This is a genomic window from Pseudomonas viridiflava (genome assembly GCF_900184295.1).
Classification (GTDB): domain Bacteria; phylum Pseudomonadota; class Gammaproteobacteria; order Pseudomonadales; family Pseudomonadaceae; genus Aquipseudomonas; species Aquipseudomonas viridiflava.
On the sequence record NZ_LT855380.1, the window covers coordinates 3,401,102 to 3,423,698 of the forward strand.

Annotated in this window: 22 protein-coding genes; 13 read left to right on the forward strand and 9 right to left on the reverse strand. The window is 60.1% G+C overall.

Annotated elements, in window-relative coordinates; genetic code table 11:
- Nucleotides 1-82 precede the first annotated feature (82 nt).
- From CFBP1590_RS15235 to CFBP1590_RS15245, 3 genes are read left to right on the forward strand one after another with little or no spacing between them, the layout of a single operon-like run.
- Nucleotides 83-310, forward strand: coding sequence for a hypothetical protein (locus CFBP1590_RS15235; protein ID WP_004886622.1), 228 nt, complete (start codon nucleotides 83-85; stop codon nucleotides 308-310).
- Between the two features lie 57 nt (nucleotides 311-367).
- Complete coding sequence (locus tag CFBP1590_RS15240; protein ID WP_122434749.1) at nucleotides 368-1,066, forward strand: YoaK family protein; 699 nt, start codon at nucleotides 368-370, stop codon at nucleotides 1,064-1,066.
- 48 nt (nucleotides 1,067-1,114) lie between these two features.
- A complete protein-coding gene (locus CFBP1590_RS15245) occupies nucleotides 1,115-2,071 on the forward strand; it encodes a class I SAM-dependent methyltransferase (protein ID WP_088235429.1) in 957 nt (318 codons plus the stop codon).
- Between the two features lie 45 nt (nucleotides 2,072-2,116).
- Here CFBP1590_RS15245 and CFBP1590_RS15250 read toward each other — a convergent pair whose 3' ends face one another.
- A complete protein-coding gene (locus tag CFBP1590_RS15250; protein ID WP_032652160.1) occupies nucleotides 2,117-2,956 on the reverse strand; it encodes an IclR family transcriptional regulator in 840 nt (279 codons plus the stop codon).
- A 241-nt stretch (nucleotides 2,957-3,197) separates the two neighbouring features.
- Here CFBP1590_RS15250 and CFBP1590_RS15255 point away from each other — a divergent pair, with 241 nt between their 5' ends.
- The 9 genes from CFBP1590_RS15255 (at nucleotide 3,198) to moaA (ending at nucleotide 13,004) form a co-directional block, all read left to right on the forward strand.
- The gene (locus CFBP1590_RS15255) at nucleotides 3,198-4,226 is read left to right on the forward strand and encodes an ABC transporter ATP-binding protein (protein ID WP_088235430.1); all 1,029 of its coding nucleotides are present in this window, start codon (nucleotides 3,198-3,200) and stop codon (nucleotides 4,224-4,226) included.
- On the forward strand, nucleotides 4,223-5,095 hold the full coding sequence (locus CFBP1590_RS15260; RefSeq protein WP_043305908.1) for an ABC transporter permease: 873 nt from the start codon (nucleotides 4,223-4,225) through the stop codon (nucleotides 5,093-5,095). Before CFBP1590_RS15255 ends, CFBP1590_RS15260 begins: the two co-directional genes overlap by 4 nt.
- A gap of 3 nt (nucleotides 5,096-5,098) precedes the next feature.
- Complete coding sequence (locus CFBP1590_RS15265) at nucleotides 5,099-5,893, forward strand: ABC transporter permease (protein ID WP_004886635.1); 795 nt, start codon at nucleotides 5,099-5,101, stop codon at nucleotides 5,891-5,893.
- Nucleotides 5,894-5,914: 21 nt separating this feature from the next.
- The gene (locus tag CFBP1590_RS15270; RefSeq protein WP_058432846.1) at nucleotides 5,915-6,223 is read left to right on the forward strand and encodes a (2Fe-2S)-binding protein; all 309 of its coding nucleotides are present in this window, start codon (nucleotides 5,915-5,917) and stop codon (nucleotides 6,221-6,223) included.
- Nucleotides 6,220-7,581: an FAD/NAD(P)-dependent oxidoreductase gene (locus CFBP1590_RS15275; RefSeq protein ID WP_088235431.1), complete on the forward strand. Its 1,362-nt coding sequence runs from the start codon at nucleotides 6,220-6,222 to the stop codon at nucleotides 7,579-7,581. Before CFBP1590_RS15270 ends, CFBP1590_RS15275 begins: the two co-directional genes overlap by 4 nt.
- Nucleotides 7,578-8,795: an NAD(P)/FAD-dependent oxidoreductase gene (locus CFBP1590_RS15280; RefSeq protein ID WP_088235432.1), complete on the forward strand. Its 1,218-nt coding sequence runs from the start codon at nucleotides 7,578-7,580 to the stop codon at nucleotides 8,793-8,795. The genes CFBP1590_RS15275 and CFBP1590_RS15280 overlap by 4 nt, the downstream gene beginning before the upstream one ends.
- Entirely contained in the window at nucleotides 8,792-9,844 is a 1,053-nt protein-coding gene (locus CFBP1590_RS15285) for an ABC transporter substrate-binding protein (protein WP_043305905.1), read from the forward strand. The genes CFBP1590_RS15280 and CFBP1590_RS15285 overlap by 4 nt, the downstream gene beginning before the upstream one ends.
- Nucleotides 9,845-10,418: 574 nt before the next feature.
- On the forward strand, nucleotides 10,419-11,771 hold the full coding sequence (locus tag CFBP1590_RS15295) for a cation:proton antiporter (RefSeq protein WP_043305904.1): 1,353 nt from the start codon (nucleotides 10,419-10,421) through the stop codon (nucleotides 11,769-11,771).
- Nucleotides 11,772-12,005: 234 nt separating this feature from the next.
- Entirely contained in the window at nucleotides 12,006-13,004 is a 999-nt protein-coding gene (gene moaA, locus CFBP1590_RS15300) for a GTP 3',8-cyclase MoaA (protein WP_088235434.1), read from the forward strand.
- 13 nt (nucleotides 13,005-13,017) lie between these two features.
- Here the strand turns inward: moaA and CFBP1590_RS15305 are convergent, their stop codons facing one another.
- The 7 genes from CFBP1590_RS15305 to CFBP1590_RS15340 all read right to left on the reverse strand — a co-directional run bounded on the left by CFBP1590_RS15305 (nucleotide 13,018) and on the right by CFBP1590_RS15340 (nucleotide 19,841).
- Nucleotides 13,018-13,557, reverse strand: coding sequence for a DUF3833 domain-containing protein (locus CFBP1590_RS15305; protein WP_088235435.1), 540 nt, complete (start codon nucleotides 13,555-13,557; stop codon nucleotides 13,018-13,020).
- 17 nt (nucleotides 13,558-13,574) lie between these two features.
- On the reverse strand, nucleotides 13,575-14,096 hold the full coding sequence (locus CFBP1590_RS15310) for a chalcone isomerase family protein (protein ID WP_029242748.1): 522 nt from the start codon (nucleotides 14,094-14,096) through the stop codon (nucleotides 13,575-13,577).
- A gap of 535 nt (nucleotides 14,097-14,631) precedes the next feature.
- On the reverse strand, nucleotides 14,632-14,949 hold the full coding sequence (locus tag CFBP1590_RS15320) for a hypothetical protein (protein ID WP_029242746.1): 318 nt from the start codon (nucleotides 14,947-14,949) through the stop codon (nucleotides 14,632-14,634).
- Between the two features lie 520 nt (nucleotides 14,950-15,469).
- Nucleotides 15,470-16,099: an isochorismate family cysteine hydrolase YcaC gene (gene ycaC / locus CFBP1590_RS15325; RefSeq protein WP_004885305.1), complete on the reverse strand. Its 630-nt coding sequence runs from the start codon at nucleotides 16,097-16,099 to the stop codon at nucleotides 15,470-15,472.
- 69 nt (nucleotides 16,100-16,168) lie between these two features.
- A complete protein-coding gene (locus tag CFBP1590_RS15330) occupies nucleotides 16,169-18,007 on the reverse strand; it encodes an amidohydrolase (protein ID WP_088236426.1) in 1,839 nt (612 codons plus the stop codon).
- Nucleotides 18,008-18,152: 145 nt separating this feature from the next.
- Nucleotides 18,153-18,779, reverse strand: a complete 627-nt coding sequence (locus CFBP1590_RS15335; RefSeq protein WP_004885302.1) for an antibiotic biosynthesis monooxygenase — start codon at nucleotides 18,777-18,779, stop codon at nucleotides 18,153-18,155.
- A 135-nt stretch (nucleotides 18,780-18,914) separates the two neighbouring features.
- Nucleotides 18,915-19,841, reverse strand: coding sequence for a LysR substrate-binding domain-containing protein (locus CFBP1590_RS15340; RefSeq protein ID WP_004885300.1), 927 nt, complete (start codon nucleotides 19,839-19,841; stop codon nucleotides 18,915-18,917).
- A 380-nt stretch (nucleotides 19,842-20,221) separates the two neighbouring features.
- Between CFBP1590_RS15340 and CFBP1590_RS15345 the strand changes: the two genes are divergently transcribed.
- The gene (locus tag CFBP1590_RS15345; RefSeq protein WP_058431760.1) at nucleotides 20,222-20,644 is read left to right on the forward strand and encodes a GFA family protein; all 423 of its coding nucleotides are present in this window, start codon (nucleotides 20,222-20,224) and stop codon (nucleotides 20,642-20,644) included.
- On the opposite strand, the gene poxB is transcribed toward CFBP1590_RS15345, so the two are convergent.
- Nucleotides 20,641-22,359, reverse strand: a complete 1,719-nt coding sequence (gene poxB / locus CFBP1590_RS15350) for a ubiquinone-dependent pyruvate dehydrogenase (RefSeq protein ID WP_043305900.1) — start codon at nucleotides 22,357-22,359, stop codon at nucleotides 20,641-20,643. The two genes, CFBP1590_RS15345 and poxB, sit on opposite strands and share 4 nt — an antisense overlap.
- Nucleotides 22,360-22,597 lie beyond the last annotated feature (238 nt).

The following is a 22,597-nucleotide window of genomic DNA, read 5'->3' on the forward strand; positions in this document are numbered from 1 at the left end:
ACTTCGTTTGTCGGATTGCGCACACACGCAGAAAAAGCCATGCTCAGGGTATGGAATTCAACGACTTCTGACAGGACACCCCATGGCGCTCAACAAGTCGACCCAGGAGCTGAAAAAGCACCTCAAGGGCACGGCCACCAACCTCGAAACCACCGCAGATGAAATTCTCAAGCTCGCTTCACAGATGAAAGAGGTCGATGTCACGGCCGTTCTGCAAATGGTCAATCGCCTTTACAGCGACGCCGACCAGCTCAAGGCTTATGCCGATGAGGTCAGGGCGAAGCGAATCGTCCGCGCCAAACTGCCTTGAATCGCTGACCCAAGTAGCCTGTTGATCCCGCAGTCCTAACGTTTCAGAGAGCCGTCGATGCCGTCAGCGTTCACTCATACCCGTGTTCGATACCTGGCGTTACAGAAACGGCGGACCGGGGTCGGCATGACTCTGGCCGCCAGTCTTTCGGTTCTGGCGGGCATGACGGACGCCATTGGCTTCATGGCAACGGGCGATTTTGTTTCCTTCATGAGCGGCAACACCACGCGACTGGCAGTGGCGCTAAGCGAAGGAGACATGGGCATGACCGCTCGCCTGACGCTGGCGATCGGCGTGTTCATTGCGGGCAACGCGCTGGGAATTGTCATAGCCCGACTGGGTAATCGTCGTGCATTGCCGCTGCTGCTGGTCGTCGCGACGCTGTTGTGTGCGGCCGCTGCCTGGCCAATGGAGAAGAATCTGCTGGCGCTGGTCTGGGCGATTCTGGCGATGGGCATGCTCAACGCTGCGGTTGAGCAGGTAAACGGCCAGTCGGTTGGGCTGACCTACGTGACCGGTGCCCTGTCCCGCTTCGGACGTGGCCTGGGTCGCTGGTTGATGGGTGAGCGGAAGAATGGCTGGCAGGTTCAACTGATTCCCTGGTTCGGCATGTTCGTCGGCGCAGTGATCGGGGCGCTGATCGAACGTAAACTCGGGCTGAACGCCCTTCTGGTCAGCGCCAGCCTGTCGGCATTGCTGGGGCTCGCCTCGCTCGGCATCCCGCATCGATGGCAGCGCCTGTACATGCCGCGGTGAAGCAAATAGGTTTACCATACGCGCCATTTTTCCGACCGACCCTGCCCCATGACTCCCGAAGCGCTCGCCATTCTGCAACAGCACCTGCTCAACGCCCTGAGCGACGTCCCGACTGAAACCCGCCGGTTATTTCACGGCCGCGGGCGCGTCTGGCCCGGGCTGGAGCACATCACTGTCGACTGGATGCAACGCGTGGTGCTCGTGTCGGTGTTCAAGGAGCCGCAGGAATCCGAGCTTGCCGCACTGAATCGTCTGCTGCTGGCGCTGATCGAAACGCCTCAATGGCAACAGAGTCAGGCTCATACCTTGCTGCTGCAACACCGTTACCTGCCGCAGAGCACCACCCAGTGGCTGACGGGTGAGGAAGTGGATGAGTGGGTCATCACTGAAAACGGTCTGCGCTACAAAGTCGATTTCGGCAAGAAGCAGAACAGCGGACTGTTTCTGGACATGCGCTATGGCCGGGAATGGGTGCAGGCCCAGGCCAGGGGCAAGCGCATCCTTAACCTGTTCGCCTATACCTGCGGCTTTTCGGTCGCAGCGATTGCCGGAGGCGCCGACCATGTGGTGAATCTGGACATGGCCCGCGCCGCGCTCAATCGAGGCCGCGAAAACCATCGCCTGAACGAACATGACCTGAGTCGCGTCACCTTTCTGGGCCACGACCTGTTCAAGTCCTGGGCCAAGGTCACGCGCTCCGGCCCTTATGATCTGGTCATCATCGACCCGCCTTCTTTCCAGAAAGGCAGCTTCATGCTCGACAAGGATTACCAGCGTGTCCTGCGCCGCCTGCCGGAGTTGTTGGAGGAAGACGGTCTGGTGCTGGCCTGCATGAACGATCCGGCGGTAGGGCCTGAGTTTCTGATCGAACACACAGCCACCGAAGCGCCCTGCCTGCGCTACGAGCAGCGTCTGGAGAACCCACCGGAATTTCCCGATGCGCGCGTGGACGGCGGGTTGAAGGCACTGGTGTTCAAGGCCGAGGGATTGAGTCGGTCGGGATAGGCCTGACCGGCTTTTCATGCAGATCGGCGTGCGCGCTGCGAACCGCTATTCAGCCTGCCCGAAAACCTGACTCGGACGCCTCAATGACGGATCAAACGGGTTGATGCGAGCACTGATCGCCGTGGCCTCGCGCTTGAGCAATTCGACCACTGTCGTCAGCCGGTCCGGGCCCAGACGGTCAGAGATAGTGGCGACACTGAGCGCCGCGACAGCGCGGCCGTTACGGTCCAGAATGGGTACCGCCAGCCCGGCCATTCCCGGCAATGCACCGGTGTTGCGCGCGGCATAACCCAGACGCCTGACGTTCTCGACTTCAGAGCGCAGGAAGACCTCGTCGTACAGATGGAAATCCTTGAGTCTGGGCAGGTTGTAGGCGATCACTGTTTCGCGCTCGTCTTCGGGCAGAAACGCCAGAATGGCCAGGCTGCCCTGCCCCACGCCCAAGGCAACGCGCCCGCCGATGTCGCCGGTAAACGTGCGAATCGGGTACGGTCCTTCGCTGCGGTCCAGACAGATGGCATCAAAGCCGCTGCGCGCCAGCAGAAACAGCGAGTCACCCAGCGAGGCGGACAACCTAAGCAGGCTGGGCCTGACCAGATCCCGCAGGTTGCCGGTATTGCCTGCCTTCGCGGCCAGCGCGAAGAACTCGATGCTCAGCCGGTAGCGCTTGCTGAGTAGATCCTGCTCGACCATGCCCTCGTCCATCAGGCTGCGCAGCAAACGGTGAGTCGTGGGCTGGGACAGGCCGACGCGCTGCGCCAGTTGCGTCACCCGCTCGCCGCCCTCATCGCATTCACCCAGGCAACGCAGTACCGCGAACAATCTGGAAACGGCTCCGACACCCACATCCTTGTGCTCATGGTTCCGATCAGTGGAATCTTTTATTCCCTTGCTCATACAGTTTTTCACTCAATGAATGAATTTGAAAAAAGATGTTGTTCAGTGAAATTCCTGATTGAGCGCATCCTAGCCTTCGTCCTACTCTCAGTCCACAGGGGCGATTTGAACAATCAACCGGTAGCCGACCCAGATCGAGCACCAACGTCCAATGCTGCAAAGGCTCACTTCGCATCTGCCCATGACAAAAGCGTGCTCCGGCGCGCGTGCATATAAGGTGGAAGCAGGCATGGCATTTCTGCAGCTCGAAGGTCTCTCCAAACGCTACGGCTCGATCAATGCCGTGGTTGCCACCGACCTGAACGTGGACAAGGGTGAATTCGTTTCGCTGCTGGGCCCGTCCGGTTGCGGTAAAACCACCACCCTGCAGATGATCGCCGGCTTTGTCGACGTCAGTGACGGACGCATCGTGCTCGACGGACGCGACATCACTCACGCCAAACCCAGCAGCCGTGGCTTGGGTGTGGTGTTTCAGAGTTACGCGCTCTTCCCGCACATGACGGTTGCCAACAACGTGGCGTTCGGCCTGCGCATGCGCAAGGTGCCGGCCGCCGAGATCCAGAGCCGAGTCGGCAAGGTGTTGAAACTGGTCCGCCTGGATCAGCACGCAGAACGCTATCCAAGAGAGTTATCCGGCGGCCAGCGTCAGCGTGTGGCATTGGCGCGTGCTCTGGTGATCGAGCCACCGGTGCTGCTGCTCGATGAACCGCTGTCAAACCTCGACGCCAATCTGCGCGAAGAAATGCAGTTCGAGATTCGTCGGATCCAGAATGAAGTGGGCATCACCACGCTGATGGTGACTCACGATCAGGCAGAAGCGTTGTCGATCAGCGACCGGGTGGTGGTCATGCAGGCCGGACGTATCACTCAGATCGATGAACCCTACACACTCTACGAGCATCCGCGTACACGCTTCATCTCCGGTTTCGTCGGCAAGGCCAACATGTTGCCGGGTGATCTGGACGGCAGCGGCGTGCCGCAGATACGTCAGTTGCCGGGCGAAGGTGCATTGGCCCTCAGTCTGCGGCCGGAAAAGATCGATCTGGTCGCGCCTGGCTGTGGCCGTCTGTCGGGACGCATCGTCACCCGCTACTTTCTCGGCAGCCAATGGCTGTACAGCATTCAGACCGGCGTTGGCGAGTTGACCGTGGTGCGCCGCAACGACGGGCAGCCACCGCTCGAGCAAGGCGCAGCGGTGGGTCTGGACTGGTCCTCCGAACTGCTGCGCGTGCTGGACGCCGACGAGGTGCGCGCATGAGCCTGCTGACTCAAATGCGCCAGGGTCGGCGCGGCTATTGGCTGTCCGCTCCGGCGCTGGCCTTGTATATCGGCCTGCTGGTATTGCCGCTGGGTCTGACGCTGCTGCTGTCGTTCAACGTGTTCGACTATCAGGTGGGCGTCAAAAGCGACAGCTACACGCTGGATAACTATGGCGCGGTGCTGACCGACAGCTACTTCTACGAAATCTTTCTGCGCACCTTCTGGATCAGCGCGCTGGTCACTTTGCTCTGCGTGGTAATCGGTGTGCCCGAGGCTTACATCCTGAGTCGCATGGGCACGCCATGGCGTTCGATCTTTCTAATCCTGATTCTCACGCCGCTGCTGATTTCAGTGGTCGTGCGGGCCTTTGGCTGGAGCCTGCTGTTGGGCGCGGACGGGCTGATCAATCAGGGCATCCAAGCCCTGGGCGGACGTCCGGTCAAGCTTCTGTATACCCCGTTCGCAGTGGTCATCGCGCTGGTGCATGTGATGCTGCCGTTCATGATCATTCCGGTCTGGACCTCGCTGCAGAAGCTCGACCCCACCGCAGAACAGGCGGCGCTGTCACTGGGCGCCAGTCAGGCGAAAGTCATGCGACTGATTGTGTTGCCGCAGGTCATGCCCGGTGTGCTTTCGGGATCGCTGATCGTTTTCGGTCTGGCTGCCAGTTCGTTCGCGATTCCCGGTCTGCTCGGCGGACGCCGCCTGAAAATGGTCGCCACGGTGATCTACGACCAATACCTGTCCGAGTTGAACTGGCCTATGGGCGCGACGCTGGCCGTTGCGCTGTTGCTGGTGAACCTGCTGGTGATGCTGTCGTGGAACCGCATGATCGAAGGCCGTTACAAGAAAACCCTGGGGGAATGATCCATGTCCAAGAACGGTCCTCTGGCCCTGTCGTTTCATGCGTTGGTCGTGGTGTTCATGATGGCGCCACTGGTGGTCGTCTGCCTGGTGGCGTTCACGCCGGAAAACACCCTGAGCCTGCCGACCACAGAGTTTTCGCTGCGCTGGTTCAAGGCAGTATTCGAACGGGCAGACTTCATTGACTCGTTCTACAACAGCCTGATTCTGGCGTTTGTGTCGGCAACGCTGGCCACGCTGATAGCGGTACCTGCCGCACTGGCGATCACTCGGCACAGCTTTCCGGGACGCAACTTTTTCAACGCCCTGTTTCTGTCGCCCATCATCATTCCGCATCTGGTGCTGGGTGTGGCGATGCTGCGCCTGTTTGCCTTAATGGGCGTCAACGGCAGCTTCACCTGGCTGATCTTCGCCCACGTGCTGGTCATCACGCCCTACGTGCTGCGCCTGGTACTGGCCGCTGCCATCGGCATTGATCGCAGCGCCGAACACGCCGCCGAATCGCTGGGTGCCAGTCGCTTCACGCTGTTTCGCCAGATCACCCTGCCGATGATTCTGCCCGGCGTTGCAGGTGGCTGGCTGCTGGCGTTCATCAACAGCTTTGACGAGGTGACGTTGTCGATCTTTGTCACTTCGCCCGCGACACAGACCCTGCCGGTGCGCATGTACGTGTACGCCACCGAATCCATCGACCCGATGATGGCTGCCGTTTCGGCGCTGGTCATCGCCCTCACGGCCGCCACCATGATACTGCTCGACCGGGTCTACGGACTCGACCGCGTGCTGGTCGGCAAACATTGATTCCGGGCCTGGAGCATGACGATGGCACTGCTTAAACGATTGGCCGAGCAAGACCGCCCGGCGCTGTCCTTCACCCTCGACGGGCAGCCGGCCAGCGGCCTGCTGGGCGACACGCTGCTGACTGCGCTGCTCACTGCGAGTGATCACTTGCGCGGCAGCGACTTCAGCGCCGAACCACGCGCAGGTTTCTGCATGATGGGCGCCTGCCAGGATTGCTGGGTACGCCTGGGTGACGGTCAGCGGGTACGCGCCTGTTCGACAGTGCTGGAGGCTGGCCAGACAGTCATTCGTGAGCCCGGGCGGCGTCTTTCCGGGGAGCCACGCTCGTGAGCACTGAAAGAGTAGTGGTCATCGGCGCCGGTCCTGCCGGTATCCGGGCGGCGCAAACGTTACAGGCTCATGGCATCAAGCCTTGCCTGATCGACGAGGGGCTGCGCGGGGGCGGACAGATCTACCGTCGCCAGCCCGAAAATTTCAAGCGTTCACCGAAAGCGCTCTACGGCTTTGAAGCACACAAGGCTGTCGCCGTGCACCAGACGCTGGATGCGCTGACGGACAGTATCGACTATCGCCCGCAAACGCTGGTCTGGAGCGCCGAACAGGGTCGACTCGACGTTCTTCAGGACGGGCTTTGCGGCCATGTCGACTACTCCCATCTGATCGTGGCCACAGGCGCGACCGATAGGGTCCTGCCTGTACCTGGCTGGACCCTGCCGGGCGTTTACAGCCTGGGCGCAGCGCAGATTGCCCTGAAATATCAGGGCTGCGCCATTGGTGAGCGGGTGGTGTTCTGCGGCAGCGGACCGTTGCTGTATCTGGTCGCCTATCAGTACGCCAAGGCCGGTGCCAAGGTGTTGGCGGTGCTCGACAGCGCACCGTTCTCCGCGCAATGCCGTGCGCTTCCCGCGCTGCTTGGTCAGCCCGCGACCCTCGCCAAAGGGGTTTATTACCGCGCCTGGCTGACGGCGCACGGCATTGCAGTGCATCAAGGGGCGCACCTGAAGCGTGTCGAGGGACAGCAACGGGTCAGCAGTGTGAGCTGGGAGCGCAACGGGCAGACCAGAGACCTAGAGTGCGACGCTGTCGCCTTCGCCCATGCCTTGCGCAGCGAGACGCAACTCGCCGACCTGTTGGGCTGCGGGTTCGACTGGAGCCCGCTGAACCGCGCCTGGCTGCCGGTTCGAGACGATGCCGGACGCAGCAGCGTGGAGCAGATTTATCTGGCGGGCGACGGAGCCGGAATCATAGGCGCCGACGCAGCCGAAATGGCCGGAGAACTGGCCGCGTTGAGTCTGTTGCAGGATTGTGGTCGCGACGTGGAAGAGCATCGCATCGACCGGCTGAAAGCACAGCTCAAGCGCATCACACGTTTTCGTCATGGATTGGAAACTGCTTTCCCGTTCCCGGATGACTGGGCGGCTAACGTTCCCGATGAAACGCTGATCTGCCGCTGCGAGGAAGTGAGCGCAGGCGATTTACGTCGTACGGTGCAGGAAGGCCACTGGGAGATGAACCGCGTCAAGGCCATGTGCCGGGTCGGCATGGGACGCTGTCAGGGCCGCATGTGTGGCCTGGCGGCGGCAGAACTGGTCGCGTGTGAGAGCGGGCGCCCGGTGCAGGAGGTCGGTCGCCTGCGCGGGCAATCGCCGATCAAGCCGATTCCGTTTGGTGTGGAGACACAGGCATGAGCACGCTGATCGAAACCGATGCGTTGATCATAGGCGGCGGCATTGTCGGTGCTTCGGCGGCGCTGACACTGGCCCTGAAAGGCAAGCGCGTTGCCCTGCTCGAGCGTGACTTTTGCGGCTCGCACTCCAGCGGCGTGAACTACGGCGGCGTTCGCCGTCAGGGTCGTCCGCTGTCACAGCTCCCGCTGTCACAACGCGCCCACCAGATATGGAGTAATCTGCGTGATCTGATCGGCATTGATGGCGAATATCAGCGCTCCGGGCATCTCAAGCTGGCCCGCTCCGACCAGGACATGGACGCGCTACGCGCCTATGCCCAGGCCAGTCAGGGTTTCGGACTGGATTTGCAGTTGCTGGATCGCGCCCAGCTTCGGGCGCGTTTTCCCTGGGCCGGTGATGTCGCGGTCGGCGCGTCGTTGTGCGCCGATGACGGACACGCCAACCCGCGTCTGGTCTCACCCGCCTTTGCCCGCGCCGCACGTCTGGCCGGTGCTCAGGTCTTCGAGCAGGCCCAGGTGACGCAGGTCAATCACGACGGGCAGGCGTTCATCGTCGAAACCGCCAACGGCCTGAAACTGCGCGCACCCTGGCTGCTCAATTGCGCGGGGGCCTGGGCCGGTCAGCTTGCCGCACAATTCAACGAGCCGGTCCCCATGTATTCAGGACACCCGGCCATGCTGGTCACCGAGCCGCTGCCTATGTTCATGGACGTCAGCACCGGCGTCGAAGGCGGCGGTATCTATGCACGTCAGGTAGCGCGAGGCAATTGCGTGCTGGGTGGCGGTCAGGGTTTTGCGCTGGATCCGGCGCGCGCAAGGCCGGGTCAGGCTGCTGTGCTGGATATCCTGCGCAACGCCGTTGAACTGTATCCCCCGCTCAAGGGTGCTCAGGCCATTCGTACCTGGAGTGGTACCGAGGGCTATCTGCCGGATCGTGAGCCGGTGCTGGGTCCAAGCCTTGCCCAACCGGGCCTGTTGCATGGCTTCGGCTTTGCCGGTGCAGGTTTCCAGATCGGGCCTGCAGCGGGCGAAGCACTGGCTGAATGGGTCTGCGCCGGTCACTCGTCGATATCACTCAATGCCTTTTCAATCGGCCGGTTCCGGACCGAACAGGCTCTATCCGTTGCCGACTCAACGCTCATCGTCTCACCCCGCTCTGCTCCCGAACCCGTTTCGAACGTCATCCCATTGCACAGAGGAAGGTCGCCTTTATGAACATCGCCAAACGTGTCGCCCTCACCGGTCTGTCTTGTCTGCCCTTGGCGGCTTTGCTCACGTCCATGCCCGCCAGCGCCGAAACCACGCTCTATCTGGGCATGAATGGCGGGACGATGGAGCGTCTTTACGCCGATCAGGTACTGCCCGCCTTCGAGAAAGCCAACAACGTGAAAGTGGTGATTGTGCCGGGCACCTCGGCGGATATTCTGGCCAAGGTTCAGGCCAGCAAGGACAACCCCCAGATGCACGTCATCTTTCTCGACGACGGCATCATGTACCGCGCCATTTCCATGGGTCTGTGCGACACCCTGCAGCCCAGCGCGGCGCTCAACGACTTGCCGGACAAGGCGAAGATCAAGGAACAGGCTGCTGCGGTCAGCCTCGGGGTGACTGGCTTGGCGTACAACACGCGCATGTTCAAGGAGCAAGGCTGGGCTGCGCCGACCTCGTGGATGGACCTGGCGGACAAGCGTTTCAAGGACAAGGTGGTGTTTCAGTCGCTGGCTTCCTCGACCTTCGGCCTGCATGGCTTCCTGATGTTCAACCGCATTCAGGGTGGCAGCGAGAAGGATGTCGAGCCGGGCTTCAAGGCATGGCCGAAAACCGTCGGGCCGAACGTGCTGGAGTACATCGCCAGTTCGGCGAAGATTTCCGAGATGGTGCAGACCGACGAAGCCGCGCTGTTCCCGCTGACACCGACCCAGGTGACCGCCTTGAAAATCAAGGGCGTTCCGGTGGAGTACGCAGCGCCGAAGGAAGGCGGTGTGGTATTGAACGTGGCGGAATGCGCCATCGCCAACAACACCCAGCCGGAACTGGCTCAGAAACTCGCGGCTTATCTGCTGACGCCCGAAGCGCAGGCCCCGGCGCTGGAGTTCGGTGATCAGATCCCGTCCAACCCGAAAACCCCGACCACCGACAAGACCCGCACTCAGGTCGAGGCGATGAACAAGTACCTTGAAACAGCCGTGACCATCGACTGGGATCAGGTGAATCAGATTCGTCCGGAGTGGAACGCGCGCTGGAGTCGTAGTATCGAGCGGTAGTAATGACTGACGCAGAATGATGAGTCTGCCTCAACACTGATCGTGCCCATGCTCCGCGCTCGTCGTTATACACAAGTCCGGAAGACGCGCAAAAAGGGGGCCGAGACGAAAGTGACTGACTGAATGCATACCCCGTGGTCGCAGCAAGACTCGGGTATAACGCTGAGCACCGGTGTGGGCATGATCGGCGTGCTTGAGATCACGCTGATCGTTCCTACGCTCCGCGTGGGAATGCCGCTCAGGACGCTCCGCGTCCGCTCTCGAATGTGGCGCAGATGCGCGCTCAAGCTCCAGCGTATCCACGTCATGCGCTCGGCTCACTGAATCCGCAATCTGTGCCATTTGTGACGCGGAGCGTCACGGGAGGCATGCCCACGCGGAGCGATGGGCACGATCAGTGTTGAGGCTGACGTGTGTATAACGATGAGCGCAAAAGTGGGAACGATCAGAGTGATCTGATCAGCGAAAAGCACGCTCATCCATCCGTGGACAAATTATTTCAACTTATTTCCCCTGAGTGCAGTCCCAAGGTTACGCCCTCTTTTCAAGGCGCTTTCACGGCGAACCTTCCATTATGAGTTTCATTGTCTGCATGAGCGTGCTTGGCGCGCTGTTGATGCTGTTGGCATTAACGTCTTCCTATTTGCGCTGGATGCCGGTCACCACCTCGGCGGTGTGCCTGGCGTTTGGCTTCGGCATTGGCCCCATGGGGCTTGGGGTTCTGGATCTGGACTTCAAGGAGTCCTACGAATGGCTGGAACGCCTCACCGAAGCCGCGGTGCTGTTTTCGTTGTTCAGCACCGGCATCAAATTACGCCTGCCGTTGCGCGGCAAGGCTTGGCATTCGGCGTATTGGCTCGCAGGTCCGGTGATGCTGGCGTCCATTGCCGGTGTTTCCATCGCGGCCCATTACCTGTTCGGCCTGACGTGGGGGATCGCGTTGCTGCTGGGCGCGGTGCTGTCGCCGACTGACCCGGTACTGGCCGGGATGGTGCAGGTCAATAATGCTCAGGACCAGGATCGCCTGCGCTTTGGGTTGTCCGGCGAGGCGGGGCTGAACGATGGCACGGCGTTCCCGTTCGTGATCTTCGCGCTGCTGTACCTGAGCTCTGGCGAGAGCACGGCAGACTGGGTGCAACTGTGGTTCTTCAAGCACCTGATATGGGCCGTCCCTGCCGGCTTGCTGATTGGTTACGGAATGGGTCGTGGCGTCGGGCATTTGATGATTTTTCTGCGCATCAGAAATTCGGACAGCACTTCGTCGCCCAACGACTATCTGGCACTCGCCCTGATCGCGCTGTCTTACGTGGTCGCACAAAGCGTAAACGCCTTTGGCTTTCTCTCGGTGTTCGCGGCCGGGGTTGGCTTGCGTCAGGCAGAAGCGCGCATCACTCGCTCGGAGGTGCCTTCCGAACACGTCGCGCAACCCGTGCTCGGCCATATGACTGCTTCGCTTGAAAAAGGCACGGTGGCCGAAGCCGAGGAATTGAGCGACTCGCAACTGGCCGCTGGCGTCATGATGGGCGACATGCTGGCATTCGGCAGTCTCGTCGAGCGGGCCATGGAAGTGCTGCTGATCACACTGCTGGGCGCAGCGCTGGCCATTTACTGGGACTGGCGCGCAATCGGTCTGGGGCTGGCGCTGTTTTGCATCATCCGGCCTGTGAGTGTCTGGCTGCTGATCAGCAAACGCCTGCTCAATAAACGACAGAAAGCGCTGGTCGGCTGGTTCGGGATCCGCGGCATCGGCAGCCTGTATTACCTGTGTTTTGCCCTGTCCCATGGCCTTGCTGAAGATGTAGGCCATCTGGTGATCGGCATGACGCTGTCAGTCGTGGCGCTGAGCATTCTGGTACACGGCATCAGTATCCAGCCACTGCTGGAGCGCTACGAGCGCAGTTCCAAGGCCAGTATTGCCCCGGAATAAAGGGCACGGGGGATGCCATAGATCAAGTCGATCAGGCCATTGGAACAAGCGATTGGACTGCGGCATTTCGACTCGGTAGCGTTGCTGGCATGAAGCCAGTTCAATAGCAGTGCAATAATCGGGACCTGTGGCTACTATGGGTCTGTACGGCACGCTCGAAAAATCAAACTCCTTCCATGCAGTGGCGTCCAAATCGGGCAGCCACTTCATTGATCGATCAAGTAAGAAGGTTAAATGTCAGAACCCGTCCTGATGGACCGCTTTGCCCGCAAAGTCGATTATCTGCGCATGTCGGTGACCGACCGGTGCGATTTCCGCTGCGTGTATTGCATGGCCGAAGAGATGACGTTTCTGCCTCGGCAACAGATCCTTTCGCTGGAAGAAATTCTTCAGGTGGCCGAGCGCTTTGTTGCGCTGGGAACGCGCAAGATTCGTCTGACCGGTGGAGAGCCGCTGGTACGCGCCGGTGTGGTGGGCCTGTGCGAGCGCATCGCTGCCCTGCCCGGCTTGCGCGAACTGTGCATGACCACCAATGGCTCGCAGCTCGACAAACTGGCCAAGCCGCTGTTCGACGCGGGCGTTACGCGTTTGAATATCAGCCTCGACAGCCTGGACCCGGCCCGTTTTCGTGAGTTGACCCGGACCGGCGACCTGAACAACGTCATCGCCGGTATCGATGCAGCGAACGCCGCCGGTTTCACCCACACCAAACTCAACTGTGTAGTGATGCAGGGTCGCAACGATCATGAGGTCAACGATCTGTTGGCCTTCGCCATCGATCGCAATCTGGATGTGTCGTTCATCGAAGAAATGCCGCTGGGTATCATCAGCGAGCACAGCCGCGCTGAATCCTTCTGCTCCAGCGATCAGGTGCGTGAACGCATTGCCGAACGCTACACGCTGGTGCCTTCCACAGACTCGACGCAAGGCCCGTCACGCTACTGGCGACTGGCCGAGGCGCCGGGCATTCGTATCGGCTTCATCTCTCCGCACAGCCACAACTTCTGCGGCACCTGCAATCGGGTTCGTTTGACGGTAGAAGGTCGCCTGTTGCTGTGCCTGGGCAACGAGCACTCGATTGACCTGAAGTCAGTGTTAAGAGCCAACCCGGGTCAGCCGCACAAGCTGGAAAAGGCAATCATCGATGCCATGCAGATCAAGCCGTGGAGCCACAACTTCACCCATGACGATGGTGTACAGGTCGTGCGCTTCATGAACATGACCGGCGGTTAACGCCGGTTCACGATTATTTCGGCATGTCCTGCTTGCGGAAGAACAGAGTGATCTGACCGACTTCCACGCCCAGCTTGGTCATGGATGAACGATTGGCCATGGTCTGCTTGTCGATCAGGTACATCCAGTCATCCAGGCTCACGTCATACTCGGTGCCGTCAACCGGCAGTCTCAGCACGTAGCGCCAATGAAAGCTGTTGCCGGACACCTCGCCGCTGGCAACCCCCACTACATCACCCGCCGTACCCGTCCAGCGCCCCGGCCCGTCCGGACGCAGGCGCCATTCGCGAACCTGCTTGGTGCCATCGCTGTAACTGAAGGCCTCATGCATCACCAGCACTTCGCCTTCACTGTGGCCATTGATGATCACGTGAAAGCGCTTGGTGACCTCGCCCGAGCGTTTCTGAAACATGCCCCAGGCTTCCGTGCGACCTGAGAAGTACTCACGAAGATCGAGCTTTGGCGTTTCCTGGCTGTATCGGGTAACCGGAACGCCGCCACAGCCCGCAAGGACTGAACCGAGGCACAACAACACTAACCATTTTCTGAGCATGAGCCCTCCATGAATTCTCAAGATTGCGCCTTGCCCAGCAAACGTTCCCGGAGTTCAGGATTGCGGGTTTTCGGGTCGAGCCAGATGTCAAAGAACGCTTTGGCGAACGCACTGTCCGGCACAACGTGCTGAAGCTTCTCGCCCACGTAGAACCGCGCCTCGCGTCCAGGCAGATAGACACCGGTAATTTTCATGCCTGGCTGGACATCGACAAACGCCTGACTCATCTGCTGCCGCCAGGCTTCCAATTGCTCGGCCGTGACAGACTTGCCGGAAATGCGCTTGATTTCATCGATGCTGGCGTCGACCAGATCTTGCCGGTCAATGTCGCGGTGGTAGGTCAGTTCAAGCGCCATGGGCGAATTGACGGTGAAAGGCGTAGCGGGACTCAGAAGTCTGGCGGTGTAGATCCGGAACCCGAACAGGGTGAGCTCGCCGGAACCCACGACCTGAGCATTCGGCAGCGCTTCACGCCAACTGGCCTGAACACCGCCACTGAGCAGCAGCACCACGATCAATAACCATCTCGGCGCAACCATCGTCAGCCTCTTGCAGGACCGCTGGCAAGGACGCCAGCGGGTGAAGAAAGTCAGTAGAGTCAGCGGTGTGGTCTATACCGAAACCGGCAAAAACAGCGCCAAACACGCTGACTCGTAGTAAAAATCTATACCAGTGACATAGCTTTGTACAACAATAAGACAAGATTTTTTTTCAGATTTGAAACAGCCAGTTAGCCGGGCTGGTACAAAGAGACTGCTGGAAACACCGGAAATTGGCAGGCTCCGCTGATGCAACGTGTCTGGACCGTGAAAAAACGGCGAGGAAGCGATAAACGCAAAAAACCCTCTACAATCACGACCGGCAGCAACCACCTCGCAAGGAAGTTAGACAAGGATTGGGGATGTACAACGTGGAGAAAAACACTCTTCAGTTGAACGAAATGTCCCCTGTCAAAGCGTCGTTAGTTAATTGGCTGATCAGTGACAAGTCCGCCACCCTGCCTGACAAGGAAGCGGACCTGTTCTTCAGCTGGCAACGTAGAGGTAAAACTTCCCGTACGAAACTTCAATCGTTTCAGGCCACTCGACTGTGCGCCTGACGGCGGCTGTTCTGCCACTCGTTCTTCAGCGCCTGCAGCGTGCTTTCCATGTAGGACCGGTCAGCGGCCGCCTTCTTGCCGACGTAGCCCAGACCCCGGCGGAACATGCCCAGCGCGGCGCGCAGCTCGGGATGAGCGTCGCGGAACTCATCTTCCTGAGTGTGCGGCGTCATGGGGTCCACATGAACTTCGCCGGAATCGGTAATCCATGCAATGTGGTTATCCAGCGTATCTTTGCGGGCGGCAAACAGACGAGCCAGTTCATCAATGTTCGGCTGATTGTTCATGTTCATGTTGATGCTCCTTCGCTCGTAAGCAGTTCAATGGTTGATACATCAAGTTCATGTGCCAGACGATTCATGCACGAAACACGATGGAGTGTTCGTCGAATGCAGATCCAGCCCTCAAGGAATTGCAGGTAGCCTTGATGTAAAGCCGCTACATGGCAGCGTCATCGAAGAGAGAAGAAGTCGCGAAACCCAAAGGCCTGATGATCATCGAACGATCAACCACAAGCTTCATGAGAACGTTTCGCCAGCCTTTCGCCTGCTCATCAGGACGATCATGCCAGTTCAGCTTCATCAATCTGCCTTGTGGGCAGCCTACATCCGGGAACATCTCGACGGCTTGCCGAGCCTGTTCAATACATCTTTGCGGCGCTCCCGATCAGGGAGACAGCTGCATAATGCAAAAGGAAACCGGGATCGTCAATCATTATGTAGTGAATATTTTTACGCACTACATAATTGTCCGACAAGGCAAAAAAAAACGGCACAGTGACCGTATAGTCACTGTGCCGCCTGGAACCGTAGGTTATTTGGCGGTAAAAGCGCTGTAGCTGTTCATCAGGTTGCGGTAGTTCGGGATGCGCTGGGACAACAGGTTGGCCAGGCCTTCCATGTCGTTGCGCCAGTCGATCTGCAGCTCGCAGGCCACCGAGAACCAGTTGACCAGTTGTGCGCCGGCCGCGCTCATGCGTGCCCAGGCCGCTTTCTGAACGGTTTCGTTAAAGGTGCCGGAAGCATCGGTCACCACAAACACTTCGAAGCCTTCAGCCAGCGCACACAGGGTCGGGAACGCTACGCAGACGTCGGTCACGACACCGGCAATGATCAATTGCTTGCGGCCGGTCGCCTTGACCGCTGCGACGAAATCATCGTTGTCCCAGGCGTTGATCTGGCCTGGACGCGGGATGTAAGGCGCGTCCGGGAACATCTCCTTCAGCTCAGGCACCAGCGGACCGTTCGGGCCGGACTCAAAGCTGGTGGTCAGGATGGTCGGCAGGCCGAAGAACTTGGCCAGATCGCCCAGTGCCAGTACGTTGTTCTTGAATTCGTTGGGCGAGAAATCCTGCACCAGCGAGATCAGACCGGTCTGATGATCGACCAGCAAAACGGCGGCGTCGTCTTTGTTCAAACGGTTGTAAGGGGTTGCGGTGCTCATGGTTGACTCCTTTAAGGTTGTCGCTAATGGCACGGGGCGCGGCGGCCCCGTGCGTCCTGGGTAATCCGATCAGAAAGCGAAGCAGGAACAGCCGAATGCGCCCCAGAAACCCTGGAAATCGCTGACCGGCGCATTGGAAAGTCGCGCGCGCTCATGGCTGTGGGAGTGCACGGCGCAAGGGCCGCTGCACTGATGCACTTGGGCGACCATCGGCGAAGTCGGACGCCAGTGACCCGGAACCTTGGCCACCGGCGACCAGTCCGGCAACACCGGCAGGGTTGGCGGCGCGAGGGTTTCGAAATCGCCGCTGCCGTATACGACCTTGCCGTCAACCACGGTCAGCACCGATTCGATCCATTTGATGGCTTCCGGCTCGACGCTGAAGTAGTCCGCAGAAAGCGCCACTACGTCGGCCAGTTGCCCGACCTTGATCTGGCCTTTCTTGCCCTGTTCCGACGAGAACCAGGCGCTGCCGTGGGTGAACAGTTCCAGCGCTGTCTCGCGTGGCAGCCCTTCGGGGTAGAGCTCCAGACCGCCGACCGTGCGACCGCTGACCATCCAGTACAGCGAAGTCCACGGGTTGTAGCTGGACACCCGCGTGGCATCGGTGCCCGCGCCGACTGGCACGCCCTCGGACAGCATGCGCTTGATCGGCGGCGTCATTTCGGCAGCCTTGGCGCCGTAGCGCTCCACGAAATACTCGCCCTGGAATGCCATGCGGTCCTGAATCGCGATACCGCCGCCCAGCGCACGAACACGCTCAATGTTCTTCGGCGTAATGGTTTCGCAGTGGTCGAAGAACCACGGCAGACCATTGAACGGGATATCGCGGTTGACCTTCTCGAACACGTCCAGCATGCGGCTGATGGACTCGTCGTAGGTGGCGTGCAGACGGAACGGCCAGCGATGCTCGACCAGATGCCGCACCACAGGCTCCAGATCGCCTTCCATGCCAGGCGGCAGGTCCGGGCGAGGTTCGAGGAAGTCTTCGAAGTCGGCAGCCGAGAAGGTCAGCATCTCCCCTGCCCCGTTGTGCCGCAGGAAGTCATCGCCCTGATGCAGCTTGACGCTGCTGGTCCAGTTCTTGAAGTCGGCCAGCTCTTCCTTGGGCTTCTGGGTGAACAGGTTGTAGGCAATACGCACGGTCAGCTGTTTTTCACGCGCCAGTTGCTCGATGACGGCGTAATCATCGGGGTAGTTCTGGAAACCACCACCGGCGTCGATGGCGCTGGTCAGGCCCAGACGGTTGAGTTCACGCATGAACTGCCGCGTCGAGTTGACCTGATATTCCAGCGGCAGCTTCGGCCCCTTGGCCAGCGTCGAGTACAGAATCATCGCGTTGGGCTTGGCCACCAGCATGCCGGTCGGATTGCCTTGCGAATCACGCACGATCTCGCCACCCGGCGGGTTCGGCGTGTCGCGGGTATAACCTGCAACGCGCAACGCAGCGCGGTTTAGCAAAGCGCGGTCATACAAATGCAGGACGAACACCGGCGTATCGGGCGCGGCCTGGTTCAGTTCTTCAAGCGTCGGCATGCGTTTTTCGGCGAACTGGAATTCGTTCCAGCCACCCACTACACGCACCCATTGCGGCGTCGGCGTGCGATCAGCCTGATCCTTGAGCATGCGCAGCGCATCGACCACGGAGGGCACGCCTTCCCAACGCAGTTCGAGGTTGTAGTTCAGGCCGCCACGAATCAGGTGCAGGTGAGAGTCGTTGAGGCCTGGGATCACCGTGCGCTGCTTGAGGTCGATCACCTGTGTCGCACTGCCGCGCATGGCCATGACTTCAGCATCACTGCCCACCGCAACAAACCGGCCACCGCTGATCGCCACAGCACTGGCTTTGGGTTTTTCGCGGTCAACCGTATGGAATCGACCATTGAACAGAATCAGTTCGACATTCATCGCTACACCTTTGGCGGAAGATTGAGAGGCACCGGCGAGGCCGGAGAAAGACAGAGAAGGAAGAATTGCCGCAGCCGCGCTCAACAACGAGCCTTTGGCAATGAAGCGACGCCGTTGCAGATCGGTTTTGTCGTCTGTCATCGGATCACTTCCCCTGTGATTTTTTCGCAGACGCGTTGAGCCATGGCGCCATCAGGCGGGTCGCGGCCGGCATCATCAGGTACACCACCAGCAGCACGATGGTGATGGTTACCAGCGCAGTGCTGACGAAGTAGCTGGACAGCCACGGGACACGGGCAAAAATCGGCCCCCAGAACAGCGGCACGAACAGCGTCAGCGGCAGAATGACCATGAACGACACGCACGCCTGCTTCCAGCGCGGCGGCGGACTGCCTTCTTCGGTGGTCGGGGTGAACCAGAATTCGTTATGCGGATTGACCAGGGTCTGGTCGCCATCGGCAAGCATCGGCTCGGCCTCCTGCACCAGCTTTTTCCGTTCATCGGAGTCCAGCCAGTCCTGCATGGCCTGCGTCGAATGAAAACGCAGCACGCTGGTGAACATCTGCAGTCCGCCTTCCTTGGCGCGGATCACGTCGACGCCCAAGTGACCGGGTTTGCCGCTGGCAATGGTCACGATGCGACGCAGCCAGCTCTCGTAGGCACTCTCCTGCCCGGTCTTGACCCGGTGCTTGATCACCAGGGTGACGACTTCATTGAAGACCGCACTGCCGACGACACGAGCTTCGGTATCAAGACGGATGGGTTCGGACATGGCCAGAGGCTCCAGAAACAGAAATTGAATTCGGATCCTGGCCAGTCGAATCTGTACGGCTCAGGATGTCGACGATACTGCCGTCAAACCAGCGTCAGAAATTGAACGTATGTGCTGTCTTTGTTTTTGCCTGCCTTACTGCGGCGTCTTGATGTCCAGCGGACCTGCCATGTACTCGGCAATACGCCCACGCAACCAGCGCTCGGCCGGGTCGTTGTCATGCACCCCGCTCCACACCATCGACAGCTCGGCGGGGACGATCGGAAACGGCGGCTCTTCAGCGCGCAACTGACAGCCTTCGATCAGCGCACACGCGGCGTAATCCGGCACCGTGGCGATCAACTCAGTACCGGCCAGCAACGCCCGCAACCCATTGAACTGGGGCACCGCCAGCACCACCTTGCGTGCGCGTCCGACACGAGCAAGGTCCAGATCGATATTGCCGCTCAGATCGCCGGAGAACGACACCATCGCGTGCTGCCGCTCGCAGTACTCGTCCAGCGTCAACGGCTCCGGTCGCGCGTCGCCCCGGATGACCTTGCAACCGATGTCCCGCAGCTTCTTGCGCTTGGCATTGGCCGGCAGATCGACGGTGTAACTGACCCCGACCGAAATCTCCCCAGAGGCTAGCAGCGCAGGCAGCAACAGGTAATTGGCCCGACGAATCACCACAATGATGCCTGGCGCCTCTTCCCGCAGACGCGACAACAGTGGCGGCAGCAAGCCAAACTCCGCGTCATCGGACAGGCCGATGCGGAACACGTCGTTACTGGTCGACGGGTCGAACTCCTTGGCCCGACTCACCGCCCCGGAAATGGTGTCCAGCGCCGGGCGTATCTCCTTGAGAATGTCCAGCGCCCGCACAGTCGGCTCCATCGCCCGCCCGTTGCGCAGCAGCAACTGGTCATCAAACAGATCACGCAACCGCCCCAGCGCCGCACTTACGGCGGGCTGACCAATAAACAGTTTTTCCGCCACACGCGTGAGATTGCGTTCGAACATCAACGCTTCAAAAATCACCAGCAGATTGAGGTCGACGCGGCGCAGGTCGTTGCGATTCATGAGAAGGATTCCGTGGGCTGATGATCAAAGTGCCTGCGAGGCGAGGCTTTGACGTCAGTAGGCACGAATGTGGGGCGCGGGGATTGTATGGGTGTGCTGAGTGGCAGCTCGAGGATCAAATCGCCGTCCGCGTCTTATCGAACAACCTGCCCTCCTGAGGAGCATGATTTCGTGGGAGCGGACTTGTCCGCGAATAGCGCTACGGGCCTTTTCGCGGACAAGTCCGCTCCTACGGGCCGGTGTCGCCAAGGAGGTGATCACATTCCCTGAATGATTGGCGCAGTACCTGATCGGCGTCGACGGGTCATTTGCCTGACCAAAGGTGTCAGTAAAACGATGCTCGCGGGGTAACCTCAATAAACAACAAGGAGGGATCCCCCATGATCAAATCAGTCGGCCCAACCGAGATCAAACCCATCCATCTCGCATCCTGCCACTGCGGAGCAGTCGTATTGAAACTGGATTTGCCAGACGGCATTGTAGACCCCAGACGCTGCGACTGTTCGTTGTGTCGACGGCGTGGGGCTATCGTGGCGACGGTGGCGGAAGATGGTATTCGCGTGATTCACGGCCAGAAGATGCTGAAGCTGTATCAGTTCAACAGCCGCACGGCCGAGCATTATTTCTGCGGCCGGTGCGGGGTTTATACGCACCATCGGCGACGCTCCAATCCGCATGAGTTTGGCTACAACGTCGCGTGCCTGGAGAGTGTGAACCCGTTCGATCTGGGACCGGTGCAGACCAGTGACGGGGTCAATCACCCCGCCGACCGGCCTGACGAGCCCCTGCCCTTGTGTGATTAACGCAGGTTGGTTTTGGCCAGTTCCAGTACTTCGCTGCCACGTCCGCTGAACACGGCGCGCATCATGTACAGGCTGAAGCCTTTGGCCTGGGCGAGTTTGATTTTTGGCGGGATCCCCAGCTCCTGCTTGGCGGTCACGACGTCGATCAGCACCGGGCCGGGATGGTCGAAGGCTTTACGCAAGGCACCGGGCAGTTCTTCGGCACTTTGTACGCGTATGCCCAGAATACCGGCGCCCAGCGCCACACCGGCGAAGTTGGTTTCGTGGAAATCGGTGCCGTGGGGCACGTAGCCAGCGGCTTTCATTTCCATGTCGACGAAGCCCAAGGAGCTGTTGTTGAACACGACCATTTTGATCGGCAGGTTCAATTGACGAATGCTCAGCAGGTCACCCATCAGCATGGACAGCCCACCGTCGCCGCACAGCGCCACAACCTGACGATCCGGGTGTTCGGCCTTGGCGCCCAGTGCCTGGGGCAGTGCGTTGGCCATGGAGCCGTGGTTGAACGAGCCTAGCAGGCTGCGCTGGCCGTTCATGTGCAGGTAGCGCGCCGCCCACAGTGTCGGCGTGCCGACGTCAACGGTGAAGATGGCGTCTGCGTCGGCCTGTTCGTCGATCAGGCGCGTGAGGTACTGCGGGTGGATCGGCGTATCGGCGGGCGTGGGCGTAGCCAGTTCGTCCAGTTCTTCGCGGGCCTTGGCGTAGTGCTTGAGGGCCTTGTCGAGGAAACGGCGGTCCGAGTGCGGCTTGAGTTTGGGCAGCAGTGCGTCGAGGGTTTCCCGCACGCCGCCGGTCAGCCCCAGCGTTACCGGAGTGCGACGGCCGAGTTGGGTCGGGTCCAGGTCGATCTGGATGACGTTGGCTTTCTCGGGATAGAAGTTTCGGTACGGAAAGCTGCTGCCAAGGATTACCAGCGTGTCGCAGGACAGCATGGCATGGTAGCCGGAGCTGAAGCCGATCAGCCCGGTCATGCCGACGTCGAACGGGTTGTCGTACTCGACATGCTGTTTGCCGCGCAGGGCATGCACGATGGGCGCGCCGAGCTTTTCGGCCAGCGCAACGACCTGTTCGTGGGCACCCGCGCAGCCAGCGCCGCACAGCAGCGTCGTGGCTTTGGAGTCATTGAGCAGCTCGACCATGGCCTGCAGATCGTTTTCAGCCGGAACGACAGTCGGTGGCGTGGGTTCAACCCATTTGACCGGAACGTCGGGCGCAGCACTGAGCGCCACGTCACCCGGCAATACGATCACCGCCACACCCTTCTGGCTGATCGCGGCGCGCATCGCACGCTCCAGCACACGTGGGAACTGCTCGGGATTGCTGACCAGTTCGACGAAATGGCTGCACTCCTTGAATAACTCCTGCGGGTGGGTTTCCTGGAAATAGTCCAGGCCGATTTCCGAGGACGGGATGTGGGCAGCAATAGCAAGAACCGGGACGCGGTTGCGATGGCAGTCGTACAGGCCATTGATCAGGTGCAGGTTGCCGGGTCCGCAACTGCCCGCGCAAACCGCCAGCTTGCCGCTGCTGGCAGCCTGAGCGCCTGCGGCGAAAGCGGCGACTTCTTCATGGCGGGTGTGCATCCAGCGGATCGAATCGGTGCGTTCCAGGCTGTCGGTCAGGCCGTTGAGGCTGTCACCGGAAACGCCCCAGATGTGAGAAACACCTGCCGCTGCGAGGGTTTGCGCGAGATGGTCGGCAATGGTCTTGGACATGCGGGGTTCCTTGTCGAGGCAAATAGGGTTCAGCTTCCGTACTGGAAGAAACTGCGCAGCGCTCTGCTACGCCTGTTGTGGTCGACCTGTTGCGTTCTCGACAGTTCCGGGAAACTGAGGGGTGTTCAGATTGGGCGCACCAGAGCCTGAGAAGCCAAGTACCAGGCTCATTGGATGCGCAGTCTGTGACATTTGTGACGCGGAGCGTCACGGGAGGCATGCCCACGCAGAGCGATGG

What these genes read in the sequence shown, in the direction of transcription:
- CFBP1590_RS15235 (WP_004886622.1), top strand. Translation starts at nt 83, where the DNA reads ATGGCGCTCAACAAGTCGACCCAGGAGCTGAAAAAGCACCTCAAGGGC.
- CFBP1590_RS15240 (WP_122434749.1), top strand. Translation starts at nt 368, where the DNA reads ATGCCGTCAGCGTTCACTCATACCCGTGTTCGATACCTGGCGTTACAG.
- CFBP1590_RS15245 (WP_088235429.1), top strand. Translation starts at nt 1,115, where the DNA reads ATGACTCCCGAAGCGCTCGCCATTCTGCAACAGCACCTGCTCAACGCC.
- CFBP1590_RS15255 (WP_088235430.1), top strand. Translation starts at nt 3,198, where the DNA reads ATGGCATTTCTGCAGCTCGAAGGTCTCTCCAAACGCTACGGCTCGATC.
- CFBP1590_RS15260 (WP_043305908.1), top strand. Translation starts at nt 4,223, where the DNA reads ATGAGCCTGCTGACTCAAATGCGCCAGGGTCGGCGCGGCTATTGGCTG.
- CFBP1590_RS15265 (WP_004886635.1), top strand. Translation starts at nt 5,099, where the DNA reads ATGTCCAAGAACGGTCCTCTGGCCCTGTCGTTTCATGCGTTGGTCGTG.
- CFBP1590_RS15270 (WP_058432846.1), top strand. Translation starts at nt 5,915, where the DNA reads ATGGCACTGCTTAAACGATTGGCCGAGCAAGACCGCCCGGCGCTGTCC.
- CFBP1590_RS15280 (WP_088235432.1), top strand. Translation starts at nt 7,578, where the DNA reads ATGAGCACGCTGATCGAAACCGATGCGTTGATCATAGGCGGCGGCATT.
- CFBP1590_RS15285 (WP_043305905.1), top strand. Translation starts at nt 8,792, where the DNA reads ATGAACATCGCCAAACGTGTCGCCCTCACCGGTCTGTCTTGTCTGCCC.
- CFBP1590_RS15295 (WP_043305904.1), top strand. Translation starts at nt 10,419, where the DNA reads ATGAGTTTCATTGTCTGCATGAGCGTGCTTGGCGCGCTGTTGATGCTG.
- moaA (WP_088235434.1), top strand. Translation starts at nt 12,006, where the DNA reads ATGTCAGAACCCGTCCTGATGGACCGCTTTGCCCGCAAAGTCGATTAT.
- CFBP1590_RS15305 (WP_088235435.1), bottom strand. Translation starts at nt 13,557, where the DNA reads ATGCTCAGAAAATGGTTAGTGTTGTTGTGCCTCGGTTCAGTCCTTGCG.
- CFBP1590_RS15310 (WP_029242748.1), bottom strand. Translation starts at nt 14,096, where the DNA reads ATGGTTGCGCCGAGATGGTTATTGATCGTGGTGCTGCTGCTCAGTGGC.
- CFBP1590_RS15320 (WP_029242746.1), bottom strand. Translation starts at nt 14,949, where the DNA reads ATGAACATGAACAATCAGCCGAACATTGATGAACTGGCTCGTCTGTTT.
- ycaC (WP_004885305.1), bottom strand. Translation starts at nt 16,099, where the DNA reads ATGAGCACCGCAACCCCTTACAACCGTTTGAACAAAGACGACGCCGCC.
- CFBP1590_RS15330 (WP_088236426.1), bottom strand. Translation starts at nt 18,007, where the DNA reads ATGAATGTCGAACTGATTCTGTTCAATGGTCGATTCCATACGGTTGAC.
- CFBP1590_RS15335 (WP_004885302.1), bottom strand. Translation starts at nt 18,779, where the DNA reads ATGTCCGAACCCATCCGTCTTGATACCGAAGCTCGTGTCGTCGGCAGT.
- CFBP1590_RS15340 (WP_004885300.1), bottom strand. Translation starts at nt 19,841, where the DNA reads ATGAATCGCAACGACCTGCGCCGCGTCGACCTCAATCTGCTGGTGATT.
- CFBP1590_RS15345 (WP_058431760.1), top strand. Translation starts at nt 20,222, where the DNA reads ATGATCAAATCAGTCGGCCCAACCGAGATCAAACCCATCCATCTCGCA.
- poxB (WP_043305900.1), bottom strand. Translation starts at nt 22,359, where the DNA reads ATGTCCAAGACCATTGCCGACCATCTCGCGCAAACCCTCGCAGCGGCA.